The 21,509-nt window shown below is 36.1% G+C and carries 24 protein-coding genes; 2 read left to right on the top strand and 22 right to left on the bottom strand.

Features of this window, described 5'->3' with window-relative positions; all coding sequences use genetic code 11:
• Nucleotides 1-10 precede the first annotated feature (10 nt).
• The gene (locus tag GQS55_RS04670; protein ID WP_159818423.1) at nucleotides 11-1,513 is read left to right on the top strand and encodes a CoA-acylating methylmalonate-semialdehyde dehydrogenase; all 1,503 of its coding nucleotides are present in this window, start codon (nucleotides 11-13) and stop codon (nucleotides 1,511-1,513) included.
• Between the two features lie 100 nt (nucleotides 1,514-1,613).
• Here GQS55_RS04670 and GQS55_RS04665 read toward each other — a convergent pair whose 3' ends face one another.
• The 4 genes from GQS55_RS04665 to dbpA form a co-directional block, all read right to left on the bottom strand.
• Nucleotides 1,614-2,381: a tRNA-uridine aminocarboxypropyltransferase gene (locus GQS55_RS04665; protein ID WP_159818421.1), complete on the bottom strand. Its 768-nt coding sequence runs from the start codon at nucleotides 2,379-2,381 to the stop codon at nucleotides 1,614-1,616.
• A 97-nt stretch (nucleotides 2,382-2,478) separates the two neighbouring features.
• Nucleotides 2,479-3,327, bottom strand: coding sequence for a DUF2884 family protein (locus tag GQS55_RS04660; protein WP_159818419.1), 849 nt, complete (start codon nucleotides 3,325-3,327; stop codon nucleotides 2,479-2,481).
• Nucleotides 3,328-3,603: 276 nt separating this feature from the next.
• The gene (gene zapE / locus GQS55_RS04655) at nucleotides 3,604-4,824 is read right to left on the bottom strand and encodes a cell division protein ZapE (RefSeq protein ID WP_159818417.1); all 1,221 of its coding nucleotides are present in this window, start codon (nucleotides 4,822-4,824) and stop codon (nucleotides 3,604-3,606) included.
• Between the two features lie 47 nt (nucleotides 4,825-4,871).
• A complete protein-coding gene (gene dbpA / locus GQS55_RS04650) occupies nucleotides 4,872-6,308 on the bottom strand; it encodes an ATP-dependent RNA helicase DbpA (protein WP_159818415.1) in 1,437 nt (478 codons plus the stop codon).
• A gap of 124 nt (nucleotides 6,309-6,432) precedes the next feature.
• Here dbpA and GQS55_RS04645 point away from each other — a divergent pair, with 124 nt between their 5' ends.
• On the top strand, nucleotides 6,433-6,591 hold the full coding sequence (locus GQS55_RS04645; protein ID WP_159818413.1) for a DUF2986 domain-containing protein: 159 nt from the start codon (nucleotides 6,433-6,435) through the stop codon (nucleotides 6,589-6,591).
• 91 nt (nucleotides 6,592-6,682) lie between these two features.
• Here GQS55_RS04645 and hpf read toward each other — a convergent pair whose 3' ends face one another.
• The 18 genes from hpf to GQS55_RS04555 all read right to left on the bottom strand — a co-directional run bounded on the left by hpf (nucleotide 6,683) and on the right by GQS55_RS04555 (nucleotide 21,456).
• Entirely contained in the window at nucleotides 6,683-7,039 is a 357-nt protein-coding gene (hpf, locus tag GQS55_RS04640; protein ID WP_159818411.1) for a ribosome hibernation-promoting factor, HPF/YfiA family, read from the bottom strand.
• A gap of 220 nt (nucleotides 7,040-7,259) precedes the next feature.
• Complete coding sequence (locus GQS55_RS04635; protein WP_159818409.1) at nucleotides 7,260-7,733, bottom strand: phosphatidylglycerophosphatase A family protein; 474 nt, start codon at nucleotides 7,731-7,733, stop codon at nucleotides 7,260-7,262.
• Nucleotides 7,734-7,759: 26 nt separating this feature from the next.
• Nucleotides 7,760-8,725, bottom strand: a complete 966-nt coding sequence (gene thiL / locus GQS55_RS04630; protein WP_159818407.1) for a thiamine-phosphate kinase — start codon at nucleotides 8,723-8,725, stop codon at nucleotides 7,760-7,762.
• A 35-nt stretch (nucleotides 8,726-8,760) separates the two neighbouring features.
• The gene (gene nusB / locus GQS55_RS04625) at nucleotides 8,761-9,177 is read right to left on the bottom strand and encodes a transcription antitermination factor NusB (protein WP_159818405.1); all 417 of its coding nucleotides are present in this window, start codon (nucleotides 9,175-9,177) and stop codon (nucleotides 8,761-8,763) included.
• A 10-nt stretch (nucleotides 9,178-9,187) separates the two neighbouring features.
• Entirely contained in the window at nucleotides 9,188-9,652 is a 465-nt protein-coding gene (gene ribH, locus GQS55_RS04620) for a 6,7-dimethyl-8-ribityllumazine synthase (protein ID WP_159818403.1), read from the bottom strand.
• Nucleotides 9,653-9,795: 143 nt separating this feature from the next.
• Nucleotides 9,796-10,566: an MlaA family lipoprotein gene (locus tag GQS55_RS04615; protein WP_159818401.1), complete on the bottom strand. Its 771-nt coding sequence runs from the start codon at nucleotides 10,564-10,566 to the stop codon at nucleotides 9,796-9,798.
• A gap of 110 nt (nucleotides 10,567-10,676) precedes the next feature.
• Complete coding sequence (locus tag GQS55_RS04610; RefSeq protein WP_159818399.1) at nucleotides 10,677-11,144, bottom strand: DUF2802 domain-containing protein; 468 nt, start codon at nucleotides 11,142-11,144, stop codon at nucleotides 10,677-10,679.
• Between the two features lie 193 nt (nucleotides 11,145-11,337).
• Nucleotides 11,338-11,832 (bottom strand): chemotaxis protein CheW, encoded by a 495-nt coding sequence (locus GQS55_RS04605; protein WP_159818397.1) that lies wholly within the window; start codon nucleotides 11,830-11,832, stop codon nucleotides 11,338-11,340.
• A 96-nt stretch (nucleotides 11,833-11,928) separates the two neighbouring features.
• Nucleotides 11,929-12,717 carry a chemotaxis protein CheW gene (locus GQS55_RS04600; RefSeq protein ID WP_201294563.1) on the bottom strand — a complete coding sequence of 263 codons (789 nt, stop codon included), beginning with the start codon at nucleotides 12,715-12,717 and terminating at the stop codon, nucleotides 11,929-11,931.
• Nucleotides 12,718-13,497, bottom strand: coding sequence for a ParA family protein (locus GQS55_RS04595; protein ID WP_159818395.1), 780 nt, complete (start codon nucleotides 13,495-13,497; stop codon nucleotides 12,718-12,720).
• Nucleotides 13,498-13,512: 15 nt separating this feature from the next.
• Nucleotides 13,513-14,538: a flagellar motor protein MotB gene (locus GQS55_RS04590; protein WP_159818393.1), complete on the bottom strand. Its 1,026-nt coding sequence runs from the start codon at nucleotides 14,536-14,538 to the stop codon at nucleotides 13,513-13,515.
• A complete protein-coding gene (locus GQS55_RS04585; RefSeq protein ID WP_159818391.1) occupies nucleotides 14,535-15,281 on the bottom strand; it encodes a flagellar motor protein in 747 nt (248 codons plus the stop codon). The genes GQS55_RS04590 and GQS55_RS04585 overlap by 4 nt, the downstream gene beginning before the upstream one ends.
• Nucleotides 15,274-16,407, bottom strand: coding sequence for a protein-glutamate methylesterase/protein-glutamine glutaminase (locus tag GQS55_RS04580; protein ID WP_159818389.1), 1,134 nt, complete (start codon nucleotides 16,405-16,407; stop codon nucleotides 15,274-15,276). The genes GQS55_RS04585 and GQS55_RS04580 overlap by 8 nt, the downstream gene beginning before the upstream one ends.
• 29 nt (nucleotides 16,408-16,436) lie before the next feature.
• Nucleotides 16,437-18,536, bottom strand: coding sequence for a chemotaxis protein CheA (locus tag GQS55_RS04575; RefSeq protein WP_159818387.1), 2,100 nt, complete (start codon nucleotides 18,534-18,536; stop codon nucleotides 16,437-16,439).
• A 13-nt stretch (nucleotides 18,537-18,549) separates the two neighbouring features.
• On the bottom strand, nucleotides 18,550-19,293 hold the full coding sequence (locus tag GQS55_RS04570; RefSeq protein WP_159818385.1) for a protein phosphatase CheZ: 744 nt from the start codon (nucleotides 19,291-19,293) through the stop codon (nucleotides 18,550-18,552).
• Between the two features lie 74 nt (nucleotides 19,294-19,367).
• Nucleotides 19,368-19,751 carry a chemotaxis response regulator CheY gene (gene cheY / locus GQS55_RS04565; RefSeq protein WP_159818383.1) on the bottom strand — a complete coding sequence of 128 codons (384 nt, stop codon included), beginning with the start codon at nucleotides 19,749-19,751 and terminating at the stop codon, nucleotides 19,368-19,370.
• Between the two features lie 57 nt (nucleotides 19,752-19,808).
• The gene (locus GQS55_RS04560) at nucleotides 19,809-20,528 is read right to left on the bottom strand and encodes an RNA polymerase sigma factor FliA (RefSeq protein ID WP_159818381.1); all 720 of its coding nucleotides are present in this window, start codon (nucleotides 20,526-20,528) and stop codon (nucleotides 19,809-19,811) included.
• A gap of 85 nt (nucleotides 20,529-20,613) precedes the next feature.
• Complete coding sequence (locus GQS55_RS04555; protein ID WP_159818379.1) at nucleotides 20,614-21,456, bottom strand: MinD/ParA family protein; 843 nt, start codon at nucleotides 21,454-21,456, stop codon at nucleotides 20,614-20,616.
• Nucleotides 21,457-21,509: the final 53 nt, after the last annotated feature.

The following is a 21,509-nucleotide window of genomic DNA, read 5'->3' as shown; positions in this document are numbered from 1 at the left end:
AAGGACTGTCATGACTGTTAAAGAGATTCCACTGATCATCAATGGTGAAAAAGTTCGTTCTACTACAGATACTTGGTTAGACGTTTTAAATCCTGCTACACAAGAAGTAGTTGCCCGAGTACCTATGGCAACTAAAGAAGAGGTTGCTGCTGCAGTTGCAAGTGCTGCTGAAGCTTTTAAAAGTTGGTCTAAGGTTTCTTTAACTAACCGTATGCGTATTATGTTGAATTTTCAACAATTAGTGAGAGAGAATACTCAAGAGCTTGCTGCGTTAGTTACTTTAGAGCATGGTAAAACACTCCCAGATGCTGAAGGTGAAGTTGGCCGTTCATTAGAGGCTATTGAAAATGCCTGCTCAATTACCCGTTTACAATTAGGTGAAATTGCAAATAACGCAGCATCAGGTGTAGATACTTATACATTGAATAAGCCAATTGGTGTTGGTTTAGGCATTACCGCATTTAATTTTCCATTAATGCTGCCATCGTTTATGTTCCCACCTGCTATTGCTTGTGGTAATACATTTATTTTAAAACCATCAGAACAAGCACCTTCATCAACAATTCTACTTGTTGAATTAGCACTTCAAGCAGGTATTCCTGCCGGTGTATTGAATGTTGTTCATGGTGGTGCTGATGTTGTTAATCAATTAATTGAAGCTGAGCCAGTAAAAGCAGTGTCATTCATTGGTTCAACTGGCGTTGGTACACACGTTTATAACCATGCAACTAAACACGGTAAACGTGCCCAATCTATGATGGGTGCTAAAAACCATATGGTCATTATGCCTGACGCAAATAAAGATCGTGCTATTAATGATTTACTTGGTTCAGCCTTTGGTGCAGCAGGACAGCGCTGTATGGCTAACCCAGTAACAATTCTAGTAGGTGAAACTAGAAACTGGCTACCTGAAATTGTTGAACGAGCAAAACAAATGAAAATTGGCCCAGGTACGCAACGAGATGCCGATTTAGGCCCTGTTGTTTCGCCACAAGCTAAAGCTCGTATTATTAGCATACTAGACAGTGGCGTGGCGCAAGGTGCTACTATGCTAATTGATGGTAGAAATTGTCAGGTTGAAGGTTATCCAAACGGCAACTTTGTCGGACCAACATTATTTACTAATGTAACTACCGATATGGACATTTATACTCAGGAAATTTTTGGTCCGGCCTTGTGCGTATTAGAAGCTGAAACATTAGATGAAGCGATTGAGATAATTAATGCGAATCCAAATGGTAATGGCACGTCTTTATTTACTTCTTCTGGCTGGGCAGCACGAAAATTTGAAAATGAAATAGATGTTGGTCAAGTGGGTATTAACGTACCTATTCCTGTACCAGTAGCCTATTTCAGCTTTACCGGCTCACGTGGCTCTAAATTAGGCGATTTAGGACCTAACGGTAAGCAAGTAATCAGCTTTTGGACTTATACAAAATCAGTAACCGCTCGTTGGTTCGAACCAGACCATCAAGATGGATCTGAAATTCACTCAACGATTAGCATGAAGTAAGTTTCAAGCAACGAATAATCAATAGTTAATAGTTAATAATGGGTAACGGGTAACGGGTAACGAAGATAAAGCTTTGTTACCCGTTATTCATTTTACTTTATTAAATATCGCCTTCCTGTAGAAAATTCTGATAGTTCTCAATAGCACTTGGATTACCTTTATTACGCTGGCAAACACTTTTTTGATATTGATAATTAAAAACATCAAACCATAAATCAAGTAAATGTCCGTTATTTTTTTCACCAAACATATCAAGCACTCTAGCGGCAACTTCAGCCGTTGAAAATTGATGCTCTAATTCAGTTTTTCTCACGGTATAACGAGAGTCGTTACCGACAGGTGATGATAAGTTATCAACCAAGCTTTTGGGATCAAAAGAAACAAGAGGAAACTTATCTAAATAAGGGCTCTTTCGAAACATCTTTTTAGCTTCTCGCCAACTGCCATCAAGCATAATAAATAAAGGTTTTTTTCCTTCATCACATACCACGGTATTAGAATTAACTTGGCGGTTATCGTCAGCATATTCTTGAGGAAAAACAACAAAAGGTTGCCATTGCTCATCATCGAGCACGGCTTGTAATTCGTCATTTTTGGTTGTACGTGACCATAAAAAAGCAAAAGTATCAGGAATTAAATCAGCTATCAACTTCCCCGTATTACTCGGTTTTAACACTTCAGTGTCATACATCAACAGTAGGAAACCAGCATTGGTTTTCACAGTGCCTGTGGTTGGCGCAATAGCGCAAATACAATATTGCTTAGCTAAGCGGCATAGTTCACAGCGTATAACTCGCTGCCCTCGTGCTTTATATGTGGTGGTACTTAAGCTTTTTCTAAATAGGTGTAATTGATGGACAGCGTGCATGAAGGGTTAAATAAAAATGAAAAGGCTTAGTAATGATAACATTACTAAGCCTTGGAAATAATAATAAATATAAAACGCCTAAAGCTAAAAACGATAATTACATTAACTTTTTCTCTTGCTTATCATCAACTTTTACAGTGTTAACCGTAATAACATTAATATCAGCTAAAGATGGAATATTCGATCTTAGCTTTTCTTCAAGTTGATCTATTTCAATAGCAGCTGCGCACAAACTATCAGCTTTACGCTCTATTTTCGCAGCACCTGATTTCATTTCATATTCGATTGTGTCGCCAAAATTTTCCATTTTACTTTCAAAATCATTACTATCACCGCCTGAAAGCATCATTTCTTGTCCCAGAGCAACAAGTAAATTTCCCATTGAATTCATCACAGCTTTTTCTACTGCTGACTCAATACGCTGTTCAATATCAGCGCCAAAAAGCTCATCGTCTTCTACGCCGTCTTCACCAATGGTAAAACCATTTTTAATTGTAAAGCGCTCAGCAACTTCGGCTTTAAGTAAAGAGAGCTCTTGAGTTAAATCAGCCCCAACCTCATTGCCTTCGCCTAAGAGTTGATTAAATGCTAAATCAACACCAGCTAACGCAAGATCGACACCTTCAATAGCAATAAGCCTTACTTGCGGTACTATATTTCGGATATCAGTCGCGTATTTTTTTACTAACGCTTGTTGCTCAGAGTTCAGCGAAATATTTTTTCCACCAACGGTTAAGTTATATTGCTTATCAATAATATATAAAACTTTCTCTTTCTTTTTTGGTTCAAAGAATTCAAGTTTGGACTCATTAATTGTTAAGCCTGCCTTTAAATCAACATCACAAGAGTCATGCGCATACAATGCTGTTGATGAAAATAATGAGAGCAATGTTGCAGCAATAAGTGTTTTTGGTGATTTAATTGTTAATAATAATTTATTTATCATGATGATACCTTCTATGCAATTTCGGTTAGCGCTTTAACTAGTATTTGCTATTAGCACATGTTCTAAGCGTTTATTTGTGCGCTATTATTTAACGCTTTTCTGTTAGCCTTTATTTTAATACTACAAGAGTAATGCCAAGTTTAATTAAATATTTTTCAATAACATAGAAACATGCAAAAAATACAATTTAATAGAAACAATAATATTTAGTAAAAAAAGCTAAATATTAGCAATTAAAATTTAGTTAACATTTAGCAGACTAATGACGACAGAAAATCAATAATTTTGCATTTCAAACAACCGTGACTGGCAACGTTGAAATTCAAAACTTAATTGTTGTCCTTGATAAAGATCCACTATATCAACATCGGCACTGATAATTAATTGTACTTTTCTATCATAAAATTCATCAACTAGTGCGATAAAGCGACGAGCTTCATCATCTAAGTGTCGTAAACTCCCCATTAATACGCCACTTCGTTGATAACTATCTTCTACGCCTGAAAATACCGCAGGCACCAGTTCGCCAGAAAATTGTGGAACATGGCTTATTAATACTGTTTCAAACTTATCTGACAATTGTATGTAATCTCTCTGGCTTCGAGGCCCAGAGCAGAGATCATAAAAATCGAACCAAATATATTTATCGGCTTTAGCCCGGTAACTGATTTTTCGATTATTAATAATAATCTCTTTGTCTAAAAGTGTAGGTAAACCATGACATAATGCCTTAAAACGTTTCGCAAGAAGTTGTTCGCCATCAGCATTACTAAAATAATAATTCTTGTAGCCTACGACTACAGCATCGGTTAATCGATGATCTGTATCACCATTAACGGATAGTATTTGGCAATATTGATTAATCAAATCGATCGTCGGTAAAAATCGCTCTCGTTGTAAACCATTACGATAAAGTTCTTCCGGCTTGCAGTTAGATGTAAACACCAGTGTTATACCTAAGGAAAATAACTCACGGCATAGCCCTGAAAGTAACATTGCATCACCAATATCACTCACAAAAAACTCATCAAAACACAGTAATTCAATATCACTTGCCCAAGACTTTGCAATATAGGCGAGTGGATTTACATTCACTTTCTGAGCAGAAGATGATTGTTGTATAGCAAGGTTATTTAGTTGCTGATGTACACTTTCCATAAAACGATGAAAATGAATGCGTTTCTTATGCTTAATAGGAATATTTTGATAAAACATGTCCATTAACATTGTTTTACCTCGACCTACCCTGCCATACAAATATAAACTTTTAAGTTGAGGAATAGCCCCTTCAGAGATTGGTTGATGTCTCAATATTTTATAAAGGGGTAAACGCGCGAATATAGTACTTAAGAAGCTTTTTGGATGACACGATTTTCGTTCATTACTAATTTGCACTAGTTGTTTAGATAACAAATCTAGTGCAGCAACAGCTGAGGATTGTGCTTTGTCTTCACAAAGCACCTGTTGCTTAATTAATTGTTGATATTGTTTGAGCAAAATATAACGGCTATTTTCTATAAGCTTATTTTTATGGGTTTAGTTTTCTATACCGTTAAGTGACGTACTTTATAAGTTCGTCCTTTCATTTTACCCATTGATAACTTTCTTAATGCGCTTTTTAACACTTTTTTATCTACCGCAACATAAGATCTAATATCTAAAACACTGATTTTGCCTACATCTTTACCAGTAATTTCAACACCGCCATTTTTGCCTTCAGTATTTTTAGCTGTTAATGCGCCTAAAATATCACCTGGGCGAACTTTTTGCTTTTTACCGCCATCAATTTGTATCGTCGCCATCTTAGCTTGTAATCTAACATTATTTAGAACTTCAGCAGAAGGTAACAAACCAGGTTTGATGACTTGTTCAAGCTCATCTTCAATTAACCCTACTTTGTAGCTTTCTTTATCACTGAACAATGACACCGCTTTACCTTGCGCTCCAGCACGACCTGTACGGCCAATACGATGGATATGTACTTCGCTGTCATGCGCTATGTTATAGTTAACAACTAAGTCAAGAGAGTCTATGTCTAATCCCCTCGCAGCAACATCAGTAGCCACTAATATGGCAGCACTTTTATTAGCAAAGCGTAATAAAGTTTGATCTCTGTCTTTTTGCTCTAAATCGCCATGTAATGCTAAAACGCTAAAGCCATCATCATGTAATTTATTGCAAACGGCTTGGGTCTCTTTTTTGGTATTACAAAAAATAGCAGTAGACTCTACTGGGTTATCAAGCAGTATTAAACGTAACGCTTCAAATCGTTCTACGTCATCTTCAACATGAAAGAATTCTTGCGAGATATTAGATTGATCTTCCTCTGTGCTCACTTTTATAATCACAGGATCAGTCATTATACTTTCACTGATCGCTTGAATTTGTTTCGGAAAAGTTGCACTGAATAGCAAGGTTTGGCGATCAAGCGGCGTGCGCTCAACAATATTATCAAGTGCTGCTTCAAAGCCCATTTCTAACATACGGTCGGCTTCATCAAGTATTAATAAGTTTAAATCATCTAACTTAAGTGTGCCTTTAATTACATGTTCTTCTATTCGGCCAGGCGTTCCTACTATAATATGAGCACCATGTTCTAATGAACCAATTTGAGGGCCGAACGGTGTACCACCGCATAGCGTAAGTACTTTTATATTATGTACTGCGCGGGCAAGTTTACGAATTTCTTTCGCCACTTGATCTGCTAGTTCGCGTGTAGGGCAAAGTATCATAGACTGAATTCTAAAACGTTTAACTTCTAGTTTTTCTAGTAAAGCTAAACCAAAAGCAGCGGTTTTACCTGAGCCTGTTTTAGCTTGAGCAATGACATCTTTACCCATTAACATTTCAGGTAAACTTTGTGCTTGTATTGGCGTCATTTCTTGATAGCCAAGAGAAGATAAGTTTTGCACTAAATCTTTATGCAGGTTTAGTGAAGAAAAAGCTAATGAGCCTTTGCCGTTAGTAGTTGTTTCGCTCAAGGTTGTGCCTCTGTATTGTTCAAATTGAAATAATTTAAGATATAATAAACTTTCAAGGGAAAGTGAATAAGCGCATAATAACAGCAATCGACCTTTTCAGCTATTTAACACGAAAGAATAAACTATGAATCGTAAAAAGAAAATTAACGACACACTTAAAAAGAAGCAAAAAAAAGCGAATGCTAAATTACATACCAGTAATAAGCCTCGTTACATATCTAAAGCAGAAAGAGAAAAGTTGGCATTAGAAGAAGCCGCTTCACAAGAAGCTGAAGAAAGTTAAGCCATAAAAAAGTCAAAAAAAGTCAAAAAAAAAGCTATGAATTATTTCACAGCTTTTATAGTTTTAAATTTATTAATATTACGTTATACGATTATGATAAATTCATCTCTTGCACTTTCTCATGTGCTATTTCTGGCGCTGTACTTTGAGGCTTTTCATGAAGGTTAGCTTTTAACTGACCTTTTCTATGCTTTAAAGCTGCATCAAGCTTTTTGATTGCACTTGCAACAGCTGGATACATAACATCATCAATTCCTTTTACTGATATACGTCCGCCTTCATAATTTGTTGTTACTTCAACCTGATGTTGATTATGCTCTTTAGAAACGATAACGTCCAAGGCAATTAATGTTGGAAAATGGCTTGCGATTTTAGAAAATTTTGCATCAATGTCTTCTTTTATAGAAGCAGAAATTTCAACGTGGTGACCAGAAAGATTTATTTTCATAGGTATTCCTTTTAACATTTACTTTAAATAGTACTGTGAAGTAAAGCTGAGATTAAACGTTGTAATAATGTAACGTCTTAATAAATAGCTGAGGGCATAAAAATAAAAAACAACCTCTGGTTAGTTATTTATATTTAATCCTCTATTTAAAAGTAGCCTAAAATCATAAGAATTGCTATTGATCTAGATTAAGAAATTGTAAGTAAAAAACAGCGTAAAATTAAAAGATTAAATGCATGATAATCAAAGAGAATATACCAGCAAGAATATCGTCGAACATTATCCCTGCTCCACCCGTCATTTTTTTATCAATAAAAGAAATAGGCCAAGGTTTTAAAATATCAAATACACGAAATAATAAAAAACCAACCAAGACACTTTGCCAGCTAACAGGCACCATAAACATTGTAATAAAATAACCAACAAATTCATCCCAAACAATGGCTGGGTGATCATGAACACCGACATCATTTGCCGCTTTACCACAGATATAAATGCCAGCGATACTCATAACAATTACCGCAGCTAAGTAGTATGTTGGGGTAAGCATTGCTAAAAGTAAAAAGAGCGGAACTGCAGCTAGGGTACCAAACGTACCTGGAGCCTTAGGCGCTAAGCCACTGCCAAACCCTAAAGCTAAAAACTGAACCGGTTGTTTAAGGTCAAACACAACCTTTGATTGAGAGTTTTTCATAGTTATGTCGACGCTATTTGTAGTTTTTATGGTGAAGTAAAGTGCTGAAAACCTGAGTTTTTAATTGGTACTGGTTTATTGTTTAATGTGGTAGAAATAGTTTGTGATGCATTTATTTGACCAATACAAGTGACTGCAGTACTTGTATGAGACAAAGCAGTTTCTAATCCTACTTTTTTATCTTCAGAAACGGTAAACAACAATTCATAATCATCGCCACCATTGAGCGCTAGCTCTATAGAGTCTTCAAATAATAGTGACTTTTTCATAGTTTCAGACAATGGAATAGCATCTAAAACAACATTTGCACCTACATTTGAAGCCTGACAAACATGCCCTAAATCAGCAAGTAAACCGTCTGAAATATCTATTGCCGCTGAAGCATATTCACGTAGTGCTTGACCTGCAAGTACTCTTGGCTTCGGAAAATCTAATTTTCTTTGAACCTGTTCAATAGCCTCATTATCCGTTAATACACCCTCTTTAAGGTGCAACAACGCTAAAGCGGCATCACCCAGGTCGCCGGTAACATAAAGCCAATCACCTGCTTTAGCACCAGAACGGGTTAAATATTTATCTTCTGCCGTTAACCCTTGTGCTGTTATCGTTATACTTAACGGGCCTTGAGTGGTATCACCGCCAATAAGCTGCACATTATAGAACTCACAAAGTTCGAAAACGCCAGAGCAAAAATCAGTAAGCCATTCATCATTCACTTCAGGTAAAGTAATGGCTAATGATATCCAACTCGGTTTCGCTCCCATAGCCGCAATATCAGATAAGTTTACCGCAACAGCTTTATGACCAATAGCCCTTGCAGTAGTACCTAAAGGAAAATGAACACCAGCAACTAATGTATCAGTAGTGACAACAATTTTTTGATTTTTAGTACAAGAAACTACCGCACAATCATCACCAATTCCAAGAAGTACATCTTTTCTTTGTACTGCTTGTTTGGTGAAAAATTCTTTTATGAGTTCAAATTCTTTCATAGAGTTAACAATTTACTCTTTGGCATTATGGTTTATTAATCTTGAGGACGAATTAATTTTACTGCTTTATCTAAAACGCCATTAATAAATTTATGACTATCGTCAGCAGCAAATAATTTAGCTAATTCAATCGCTTCATTAATAACCACACGATAAGGTACGTCTCGACATTCACTCAATTCGTATACAGCAACACGTAATATTGATTTTTCAACATGATCAATATCATCAATTGGTCTATCAACGTGCGGTGAAATAGCAAGATCTAATCCAGCTACGTTACCTGTAACACCACGTAAAAGTTGTTGGAAATATTCAATATCAAAACGACGTTTGCCATTTTCAGAAATAAAATTAATTTCAATATCATTAACGGAGTTTTGACTAATTTGCCATGAATAAACAGCTTGTACCGCTAGTTCACGTGCTTTTCTTCTAGGAGAAGGTTTCACAATATGTATCCTAAATTTGAGAAAGAACGTTAACCATTTCTAATGCGCCAAGAGCTGCTTCTGCACCCTTGTTACCCGCTTTAGTTCCAGCACGCTCAATGGCTTGTTCAATTGAATCAGTTGTAATAACACCAAAAGAAACAGGTATTTCTGATTCTAAACAAACTTGTGCTAAACCTTTGTTACATTCGCCTGCAACAAAATCAAAATGCGGTGTGCCACCACGAATAACAGCACCAATCGCGATAATTGCGTCAAAATCACCTTTTTTAGCAAGCTTTTTAGCTGCTAATGGTAATTCATAAGCACCCGGCACACGAACAATAGTAATATCACTATCAGCAACACTACCGTGACGCTTAAGCGCATCAACTGCACCGTCAAGTAAACTATCAACTATAAAGTGGTTAAAACGCGACACAACAATAGCAAATTTTTTGCCTTTAGCCTGAAATGAACCTTCAATAATATTCATCTAACTGTTTCCAATAAAGTTTATATCAAATTAACTGCGCTGTTTCCTGTTAACAAGAAGCCAATCAAATGATAAGAGTAAAAAATTGCCGCAATTCTAACAAATTACGGCTAACTTCGGTATATGTTTATAACTTTTTAATGTTAATCTTCAAATTCGTCTAAAAGTGCATCTATTGCAGCTTCTTCATCTTCATCAATAATAATCGGTGGATTACCATCATACACACGATAATTCATATTTTGAAAATAGGCGTTTTTAATAAATTCGTACGAATCTGTTGAATTTTCTAGTAATTGTTCTTGATCTTTTATTGATGCTCTTTTTTCTAAACCAATAACACCTAAACGCACGACATTTGGCCAAAAATCAATAACGGCTAAAGGCCAATATAAACGGTCGACATAATCACCCACCTCTTCTCGAACAGAGCTAGGCCCAAGACCAGGTATAACAAGATAAGGGCCGTCGCCAACCCCATAAAGTCCTAATACTTCGCCAAATTCTTCTTGTTCTGTAGACCATTCAAAATCACTTGCAGGATCATAGAAACCAAATAAACCTATAGTTGAGTTGAGCACAAAGCGCCCTGTTGCTTTAGCAGCATTTCCCATTTTCAACTGTAATAGGTTATTAATAATACTTGCTGGTTCATTTAAGTTTAATGCCATGTTATAAAAACCCGTTCTTAAAAAAACAGGCATATTTGTGGTATAAAACTCAGACGCAGGTTTAGCAACATATTTGTCTGCATAATCCCAAGTGAATGTCCAAAAAGGTCTATTAATAACTTCGATAGGATCTCTTGGATCACTTAAACCTTGTTGAGCTGAAGGGGTAGTTGAACATCCAGATAAAAGAAAAAAGGAAAATATAAATAGAATTCGAATAGATTGACTTAAAGAGTCTTTCACGGAGGTTGTTCCTTGCCATGTTAATGCTAATTAATATGAGTAAAGAAATATTAATAAAGGTATATAGATATAAAGAGAACTAGTTTAACTTGTTTTTATTTCAGAAAACACTAGCCCTGAACTTTATTTTGATAAACAGAGATTAACATTTCAACCTCTGCATAAGGAAGTTCACATTCAGCCACTATTTCGTCAATGTCAGCGCCTATCTTTGCCAACTTAATTGCACGAGAGTAAAATTTGTCATCACCTTTGTCAGTTTGTAATTGAGATATAAGATCTTGCTGCGAGTTCAGTTCAGACTGAATAGACTTAATTCTATGCTCTAACTGCTTGGACACAAGTGTATTTTCAGTTAAGGACTTTTCTTGTTGTAGTGATAAATCACGTACTGTTGCATTTAAATTATCATTAGCTGATTGCAAACTGTTCACGAGTAATTCATGAGTTTGAGCTTGAGACTCGTAAACAGCAAACTTAGTACCATGCCGAGTTATTAATATAAAAATAATAACAAGACATAAAATACTAATAATAAGTGCAACAACAGCAATAATAGGTACTGCTAACAAAGACATAAATAGGGTAACTTACTGGTCTGTTTAACAATCATAATAAGAATAGTTTCTAAGAGATACTTAATTACAAGGTCTCACTATTCACTAATGTAAATATTGCATTCAAGAATATAAATAACGGGAAGTATATTACTAGACACGGGATAAACGATTACCTTGCCATATACTCGCCGGTTAGCATTCAAAATTGCAATTAAAACTGTTTTAGCTCATCCCATTCATCATCTGATAATAGTTTATCTAAATCGACTAAAATAAGTAGTTCACCATCACGATTAGATACGCCTTGAATAAACTGAGCACTCTCTTCATTACCAACATTTGGTGCAACGTCAATTTCAGAAGCTTTTAGATAAACAACCTCTGAGGCACTATCAACCAATATGCCAATCACTTGTTGCTCTAATTCGATAACAACAACACGAGTATTATCAGTAACATCGCAAGGCTCTAGACCAAAACGAGAGCGAGTATCGATAACAGTGACAACATTACCACGTAAATTAATAATACCAAGTACATAATCTGGTGCTCCAGGTACAGGTGCAACTTCCGTATAACGTAATATTTCTTGTACTTGCATTACGTTTATACCGTAAGTTTCATTCTCTAATTTAAACGTTACCCATTGAAGTACTTCATCGTTTCCACCTATTTTACCGCTTAAACTACGCTTTTCGTCAGACATATCAATTGCCCCTTAATTATTTAAGACTTTTTAACTTATCTTATTTAAGTTAATTATTATTTCGTACTTGTCGTTTAAAACTTACTAATGACATTATTAATCATCTTGATGAATTCCGCTACCATCATTAAGTAATTGAATTAATGAATTTACATCAAGTAAGGCACACATTTTATCTTTTACTAAGCCAGCTAACCAAGGACGCTTGCTTGGTGAATCTAACCACTTCACTTCATCTTGCTTTAAAATAACGGTATCAACTAAGTTTTCTGCAGTTAAACCCCAAGCACTATTTTCTAGCATAATCACATACTGATAACTCAAAGAGTTTTTCATTTCTTCATCGCATTTTTCAGGCATTACCCATAACGCGGTATCAACGACATTAATTTTTTCATCTCGATGGAGCATTACGCCCTTATACCATTCCGGCTTCCCCATTAATGCGGTCGTTTTTTCTATCTGATGAATACCACCTAACTCAACTAAAGGCACAGCAATAGTTAAACCACCGACATTAAAAAACAAAGCTTGAAAATCACCTTTACGATAGGCTTTTGCCTTTTTAGAAATTAAGCTATCTGAACTTTTTTGGGTAGCTAAAGTATTTTGTTCTTGCTCAAAAATTCGTTCATTCGTTAATATCTCTTTGTTCTCTATTTCTTTATTTATGCTCTTTGTTGTCGTAATACTGGTTTCTTTAATATTCAATTCAGCATTAACATTTTTTAGCAGATCTTCTAATCGTTTGCTTTCAGTCGATTTACTATCATTTTTTTCTAGTAAATCATGCCTAGGATTATCTTCCATAGGCGCTTTATCTGTGAGTAATTCTGACAGATAATTCTTCATAACTTTTGTACTAGCTGCTAATGGTTTTGACATCTATTTGATACTTCTTTGCGCTGATTTCAGTAAATAACTCAATAAATTTTTATAGGAAAAAACACCCCTAGAATTTGGTGCAAAATGTGAAGGTACCTTTTGTGCTAAACTCGCATTCCTAAAATTTGTGTCAACAGGTATAACATTTGGCCAAATGTTATCTTTATACATTTCTTGTAAGTGCTTATAAGCTAATAGTGATGCTTTAGTTCGCTTGTCAAACATGGTTGGCACAACAGTATAGTTAAAAGGTTTATCTTGCTCTACTGCCATCATATCCATAGTTTTAATCATACGCTCTAACCCCTTCAAAGCTAAAAACTCTGTTTGTACTGGTACTATTATTCTATCTGACGCTGCGAGTGCATTAACCATTAGTACACCAAGAATTGGTGGGCAATCGATTAAAACATAGTCATAATTTTGTGACAGCTTTGACATTGCTTTTTTTAGCACTAAACCCATACCACTTCTTGCACCTAGTGATCGATCTAATGTTGCTAACCCCATAGTGGCCGGTAATATGTCAATATTATTATATTGTGTCGGACATAAGCTTTGTAAAATTTGCTCTTTCGAAGACACTTGAGCGAATAAATCATAAACGCTTAAATCTAAATCTTCAGATTCAATACCAAAATAATAACTTAAGGAGGCATGCGGATCCGTATCTACAAGCAATACTTTTTTACCACACTCAGCTAATAAACCAGCTAAAGCAATAGTAGTAGTTGTTTTACCTACACCGCCTTTTTGATTTGCTACAGCCCAAACTTCCAATAGTTATTCCTATATTTAATTATTATCATCAATTTGTTGATTATTACGTTGTCGAACTTTGTCTTGTTGAATATTATCTTCTGAAGAGTTCTCATTGTTATTTCGTGTCGTAATTCTAATTCCGCCACCAGGTAATTGAATAACTTTGACTTTATTTTTTTGTTCACTTGACTCAATAGCTTTAGTTATTACTTCAATCTCTTTAAGATCATTGATAGGCGTTTTCAATACCTCTGCTTTTTTTAAGCCATATTTTGATATTGCAATAACAACCTTTCTATTTTTCGCTCGTCCTTCAACCGTTGTGTTATCAGCGGTTGGTGAGTATTGACCGTAACCTTCTATTGCCATTCGAGCAGGCTCAATACCTACCTTTTCTAATTCACGTAAAATAGCCGTTGCCCGAAAAACAGATAACTCCCAATTAGATGAAAAAATTTCAGTATTAATTACTTGATTATCAGTATAGCCTCTTATTCTAACAAAGTTATTCACATCGCCAATAACATCATAAACAATGGCTAATATATTTGACGCTGAATTTGTGACAGAAGATGAACCACTTGGAAAGAGTAAACCGCTATTAAGTTCTATTTCTAACCAATCACCATCAATTTTTACTTGAGAAGATCCCGATTCAATCAAATCAAAAAGTGCCGATTGTAAATCAGATTCTAACGACGCTAAATTACTTCCTATTTGCTCAGATGAAATATTTACTAGATGCTTTTCATCATCGAATAATTCAGGTCCCGCTTCTTCAATTAAGCCATTACCAAATAATTTCTTATTGGATTTACTCGTATTAACATTGAGAATATCGTCGCCGTAGCCACGATTTTTCGGCTTTTTATCATTCGCCTGAAAAACTTTACCAACAGATTCAGTAATAGTTTCAAAAGGTTTTTCGTTCACCATCGCCATAGCATATAGCACAACAAACAACGCAAAAAGAAGTGTCATGTAATCAGCATAAGAAACTAACCAACGATGAACATTATCGTGCTCTACGTTATGTCTTCTTTTGCGCGACCGTTTCACTGCTCTAACCTAAACGCCGAAAGTTTATTTTCAATCGCGTGGGGATTTTCTCCTTGAGCAATAGCGATTAACCCTTCAAAAATCATTTCTCTATACATAGTTTGTTGATGAACTATTTCTTTTATTTTATTTGCGACCGGCAAGTAAATTAAATTGGCAAAACCAACACCATAAATAGTAGCAATAAAGGCAGTGGCAATACCTTGACCCAACATTTCGGGTTCTGTTAAGTTGGTCATTGCGTGGATTAAACCTAATACAGCTCCTAAAATGCCAATTGTTGGGCTATATCCGCCCATCGATTCAAAGACATTTGCTGATCGTAAGTTATGTTCTCGATATATCTCTAGATCTAGCTCAAGGGAAGCACTAATATTTTCAATATCAGCACCATCAACCAATAAATTTAATCCTTTTCGGGTGTAAGTGTCTTCTTCATCTAGTGCAATGTTCTCAAGGGCTAAATATCCAGCTTCCCTCGATTTACTCGCCCAAAGAACAATTTTTTCAATTCCTTCTTCAATATCATAACGAGGTGGTGTGAATACCCACTTTAATAGAGCGAATGCATGATAAAATTGACGACTTGAAGATTGCAACATTACAGCACCTAAAGTACCACCAACAACAATAATCAATGCGGGTAATTCAAATAATGCTCCAATAGAGCCACCCTCAAGAACGAAACCTAAATAAATAGCAAATATAGCAACCAAAAGTCCAGCTATACTGAGCCTATCCATGCTTTATTTCCTTAAGAATTGAACTCGGTATAACATCTAAAGATAAAGATAATTGAGAAATACCTGCAACTGTTACAGCTTGTGGCATGCCGTAAACCACACAACTTTGTTCGTCTTGTGCCCAGATTGTGGCTCCACTCGTTTTTAACATACGAGAGCCTTCTCTGCCATCAGCACCCATACCTGTTAATATAACACCTAACACATGGCCGCCAAACACTTTAGCAGCAGAGCCAAAGCTTACATCCACACTTGGTTTAAAAGTGATTTTCTCAGAATTATCATCAATTATCTTTATTTTTGCATTTTGCTCTGTGCCTGTAATAATCATTTGACGACCACCAGGAGCTAAATAGGCGCAGCCAGGCATAAGTACATCGCCATCACTGGCTTCTTTAACACTAATTTTACATAAAGTATTTAGCCTGCTAGCAAAAGCATTAGTAAAAGTTGCAGGCATATGTTGGATCAATATAATTGGTAATGGAAAGTTTTGAGGTAATTGGGTTAATATTTTTTGTAACGCCACTGGTCCACCAGTAGAGGTACCTATTGCTAATAGGTTATATTTTTTTCCAGAAGATACTTTGAGTGAAGATGCCGGTTTTTGAGCATTTATAGGTGTTGCAGGTACAGTCGGTTTTCGAGTACTGGGCGATAATTGGCTGCTTATATTACGATTAATAAGCGTACCCGGTTCTCTTAGTGAGCGACGTCTAGAGAGGCCCCCCTTTTTAGCGAGTTGAATTACACGTTGTCGTAATAGACTACCAGCCTCATCACTATTTTGCGCTATTTCACTAAATTTTTTAGGTAAGAAATCTAAAGCACCTGCTTCGAGGGCATCCAACGTTGCTTTTGCACCTTGATGAGTTAATGAAGAAAACATTAAAATAGCGGTGGGTGACTTTGCCATTATTTTCTTCACTGCGTCAATGCCATTCAAAACAGGCATTTCAATGTCCATGGTAATAACATCAGGCTTAAGTAAAAGAGCCTTCTCTACTGCGTCTTGCCCATTGACTGCAACATCAATAACTTCTAACTGTGGATCTTTGTTTAGAATATCAGTGACTCGTCGTCTAAAAAAACTTGAATCATCAACAACGAGCACTTTATAGGCCATTTACTTCATCTACCTTTATTATTTTACTTTTATGAATGCAGCTTTCTATTTACTGGTGATTTTTTCGCATAGAATTTTAACATATTGGGAATATCTATAATTAATGCAATACCACCATCACTCGTAATAGTTGCTCCAGCCATACCAGGAGTTCCATGTAATAGTCTATCAAGTGGTTTAATGACAACTTCCTCTTGTCCAATCAATCGATCAACAACAAAAGCAACTTGTTGATTTCCTAATTGCACTATAACCACATGGCCTTGTTCACGGCTTTTATTTTCATAGTTTCTAACAAGCCATTGATCTAAATAAAATAATGGAATGGCTTTTTCACGAACAATGACAGTTAACTGACCATCAACGTTATTTGTTTTAGTTAAATCTAAATGAAATATCTCATTAACTGCCGCAAGTGGTAATGCAAACGTTTGCGCACCAACAACAACCATTAACGTTGGTAGTATTGCTAACGTTAGTGGCACTTTTATTTCCAAAATGGTGCCTACACCCATTTCTGAGTCGATATCAACAGCACCATTTAATTGGGTGATCTTGGTTTTAACAACATCCATACCAACACCACGGCCTGATACTTCTGATATTTCTGTTTTGGTAGAAAAACCAGGAGCAAAAATCAAACTAAAAGCTTCTTTATCTGACATTCTTGCAGCAGCATCGACATCAAGAACGCCACGTTTAATCGCTATCTCTTTCAGTTTTTCAGCATTCATACCCGCACCATCATCTTTAATGGTTAACAGAATATGATCACCTTCTTGCGAAGCCGATAAAGTGACAGTACCCTGACGCGGTTTACCTTGTTCTTGGCGTACATCCGGCATTTCAATACCATGATCAACCGAATTACGAACTAAATGCACTAAAGGGTCAGCCAAAGCTTCAACTAAATTTTTGTCTAAATCAGTTTCTTCTCCTTCTAACACCAACTGGATATCTTTATTAAGACTACGCGCTAAATCACGTACTACCCGAGGAAATCGCCCAAATACTTTTTTGATTGGCTGCATACGGGTTTTCATTACCGCACCTTGCAAATCAGTAGTGACGGCATCTAAATTCGAGACTGCTTTAGTTAAGTTTTCATCATCAGAAATTAACCCTAAACTTGTTAGGCGATTTCTAACTAAAACTAATTCACCAACCATATTCATGATTTTATCAAGTCGTTTGGTATCAACACGAACGGTTGTTTCGCCTTGGGGTGCTGATGCCTGAGCTACTTTCTTAGCTACTAGTGGTTTACTCGGTGATGGTTTAACTTCTTCTCTAACCACAGGCTTTGAACTAGCGGTATTAGATGCTGAAGGAGTAACTTTAGCTATAGGTGATTCAGCTGGTGCTATTGATGCTACATCACTAGCTTTAGGCGCATTGCCTTTACCATGCAACTCATCAAGTAAGCTTTCAAATTCATCATCGTTTATTTCATCAGATGAGTTATTCACAATAGAAGAAGAGGTATCTTTTACTTCAGACGAAAATGCACCTTGTCCGTGAAGTTCATCTAATAATGATTCAAACTCATCATCAGAAATTTCATTAGAAGATTCAGCAATAGCTGGCGTCTCTATAGCAGGAGTTGGTGATGATGAAGGACTACCGCTACCATGTAACTCATCAAGTAAGCGCTCAAACTCATCTTCACTCATATCATCAGCCGAGTCAGATGTTGCACTTTCTACAGCTTGAGGAACAGAAGCTTCAACTACAGTTCCTTCAGGCTGACTTAAACGGTGCAACTCTGCTAATAAGTCTGCTTCAGCAGGAACAAGTGGCTCTCTATTTTTCACCAACGTAAACATATCATTGATAGTATCAAGCGCTGATAAAATAGTGTCCATTAAATCGGCATTGACTGTGCGCTTACCAGTACGAAGTAAATCAAATATATTTTCTGCGCCATGACATACATCAACAAGGTCATTTAAAGCCAGAAAACCGGCGCCACCTTTTACTGTATGAAAACCTCGAAAAATTGCATTAAGTAAATCAGCATTATCAACATCATTTTCAAGTTCAACGAGTTGCTCCGAAAGCTGCTCGAGTATTTCACCTGCTTCGACTAAAAAGTCTTGTAAAATTTCTTCATCTGCTTCAAATGACATTCACTAACTCCCGTTAAAAACCTAAACTTGATAAAAGATCATCAACATCATCTTGATCTTCAACAATATCATTTCTATCTTCTTTATTGACTATTGGTCCTTCAACTAAGTTTTCACCTACTTTCGGGCTTGAATTTGTTTGAGAATTTTCTGAGGAAATTCCAAATGCAGTCAACATGTTAATTAAACTTTCTTCAACTTCACGTACTAAATCAATAACTTTACGAATAACCTGCCCAGTTAAATCTTGAAAATCTTGGGCCATTAACACATCAGTCATTAAACCATGAATATGTGCTGTTTCTCTTCCTGTAGTAATTAACAAGCGATCAATATCAACGCATAAACTTTTGAATTCTTTTAAATCTATCTCATTATTCATCAGTTTAGCCCATGCTGGTTTAACAGCACCAACTTGACTAGATATATCCTCAATTACCGGAAAAATAGATTCTACCGCATCCATAGTTTTGTTTGCGGCTTCTTCTGTACGTGTAATAACATAATTCAAACGCTCTTTAGCATCTGGAATTTCTGCTGTTGCTAAGTCATTCAATCGAGAATCTAGCTGAAAGTTTGTTAAAGAGTCATGTAATTGACGAGTTAACTTACCTATTTCTGCAAATAGTTCAGAGTTTATAGGGTTTTGAATTGTTGCAACAAGTTCATCAGCCTTTTCTTGCTGCCCTTTTTCTAAAAGCTCAACCAAAGATTTAGCCTGCTCCAAAGAAACACGCCCCACCATTGCCATACTCATGCACAGTCCTTAATACTTGAATTAAAGCCAATCAGTTTTATGAATTAGCTTTAACTAGCTAGTCTAAATAAAAATTAACCTAGACGTTCAAAAATTTTATTTAATTTAGCTTTTAGTGTTGCTGCTGTAAAAGGTTTAACAATATAGCCGTTAACGCCAGCTTGAGCCGCCATAACGATTTGTTCTTTTTTAGCTTCAGCTGTAATTAATAGTACAGGGATGTGAGCTAAACGTGAATCAGCACGTATAGCCTTTAACAAATCAATACCTTGCATTCCTGGCATATTCCAATCGGTCACAACAAAGTCAAAATCACCATTTTGAAGCATAGGTAAGGCTGTACTGCCATCATCCGCTTCTTGAATGTTTGTAAAGCCTAAATCGCGTAACAAATTTTTTACTATACGTCTCATTGTTGAAAAATCATCAACAACTAGTACTTTCATATTTTTATCCAAGGCACCCTCCGGCGAAACATTCAAAATTTTTATAGGTTAACACAGTTATAATTCTACTTAATTTTGCCAAGATTGCATACGTGCTTTTAATCGATGCATCGCTTGGCTATGAATTTGACTTACACGTGACTCACTAACATCAAGCACGGCACCAATTTCACGTAAATTCAATTCTTCATCATAGTACAGAGACAGTACTAGAGCTTCCCGTTCAGGTAAAGAACTAATACATTTGCTTAGTCCATCTTTAAAAGCCTTGTGCTCGATACTTTGATATGGGTCATCACCGTGACAAGCGTCGTCAAACTTAAGCGCATCTTCGCTCACTCCTAAGTCTTCAATCCCTACTATTTTACCCGTACTGACTTCACTAAGTATATGATGATACTCATTTAACGAAATATCAAGTTTTTCAGCAACTTCTATATCAGTAACGTCTCTACCTAATGTTGCTTCTAATTGCTTAATTGCTTCACTAACCATACGACTATTTTTATGTACAGACCTAGGTGTCCAGTCACCACGGCGTATTTCATCTAGCATAGCACCCCTAATTCGGATACCTGCGAACGTTTCAAAACTAGCACCTTTAGTGTTATCAAAATTATTTGCGGCTTCAAATAAACCAATCATTCCCGATTGAATTAAGTCATCCACAATAACACTTGCCGGTAATCGAGCAAGTAAATGATAAGCAATTCGCTTAACCAACACAGTATGCTGTTCAAGCAGCACAGTTTTATCAATTAAGTTGTTATAGGCTTTAGTTTTTGCCACTTTTGACTATTCCCACCTAAATACTTTAACGTATTTATATTTATTATTTTTAATAAGTACTTGATAACTTAATATTAACGAGATGTTAGTAATCCAGTAATTGTTCGATAAAGAATTCTAAATGACCTGACGCTTGCTTCGGTATAGGCCAACTACTAACATTCTTTGCTAAATCCTTAAACGCTATTGCTGCTGGTGAGTTAGGAAAAGCTTCAACAATGGCTTGCTGTTTACGTACTGACTTTCTAATATTTTCATCGAATGGGATAACACCTACCAACTCAAGTGCTACATCTAGAAATCTATCGGTAACTTTCGTTAATTTGGAAAATAATTGCTGCCCTTCATTAGGCGTACGCACCATATTGGCAACAACTTTAAATTTAAATACATTATGATCACGGCTTAGCAGTTTCATTAATGCATAACAATCGGTAATTGACGTGGGTTCATCACAAACAACTAATACTACGTCTTGTGCGGCTCTAGTAAAGCTAAGTACCATATCTGAAATACCTGCTGCGGTATCAACAATAAGTACATCAAACTGAGTAGTCATTTCACTAAAAGCACGAATCAAACCTGCGTGTTCAGCGGGAGTAAGGTCAACCATTGATTGAGAGCCAGAAGTGGCTGGAATAATTTTTATATTACGAGGACCAGTAATAATAATATCATCAAGTTCACATTCACCAGATAAAACATGAGAAAGGTTGCGTTTTACTCTTAAACCCAACATCACATCAACATTAGCTAACCCTAAGTCAGCATCTAATACTAATACTCTTTTCCCTTGCTGCCCAAGGGCTATAGCCGTGTTTAATGATACATTGGTTTTACCAACGCCACCTTTACCACCAGAAACTGCTATTACTTTAACTTTTTTTAAGTCTTGCATCTTTCTTAAGCCGCTCGCTTGATCTGCCATTTATTACTTCTTATATTATCGCTTTATTTCAAATAAGAATACTGCAATTTAAA

Source organism: Colwellia sp. 20A7 (assembly GCF_009832865.1).
GTDB lineage: Bacteria > Pseudomonadota > Gammaproteobacteria > Enterobacterales > Alteromonadaceae > Colwellia.
This window is presented reverse-complemented; position numbering and strand designations above follow the sequence as displayed.